Here is a 306-nt window from a genome sequence, read left to right on the forward strand (position 1 = left end):
GGACCCGCCGATATTCCACCATCGCAAAAAGGCTGCCGACGATCGTAGAGAAGACGAAGATTCCAAGCGCCATGGCGAGCGTCACCGGGACCGCGCCCAGGATGTCCCAGAGATCGGGAAGAAGGACTTCGGAATCGAACATGTGATGACCTCCTATTCGATCAGACGCTTGCCATCATGGTGGCCTTTGTCGGTGCGGTATTGGGCGCGAACTTTGCGTTTCGCGTTTCGAAAAAGCGCACGACCATCCATGCCACGAGGCATAGCAGCGAATAGATCACCGCCAGCACAAGGTAGGTCTCGAAC

At 56.5% G+C, this 306-nt stretch carries 2 pseudogenes; both read right to left on the minus strand.

Going from position 1 to position 306, the window contains the following annotated elements:
* Positions 1–142: pseudogene (locus AF337_RS10555) on the minus strand (amino acid ABC transporter permease); the annotation flags it as partial.
* A 19-nt stretch (positions 143–161) separates the two neighbouring features.
* Positions 162–306 (minus strand): annotated as a pseudogene (locus AF337_RS10560) (amino acid ABC transporter permease); the annotation flags it as partial.

Origin of the sequence: Rhizobium ecuadorense (assembly GCF_001187535.1) — a bacterium.
In the GTDB taxonomy this organism is placed as follows: domain Bacteria; phylum Pseudomonadota; class Alphaproteobacteria; order Rhizobiales; family Rhizobiaceae; genus Rhizobium; species Rhizobium ecuadorense.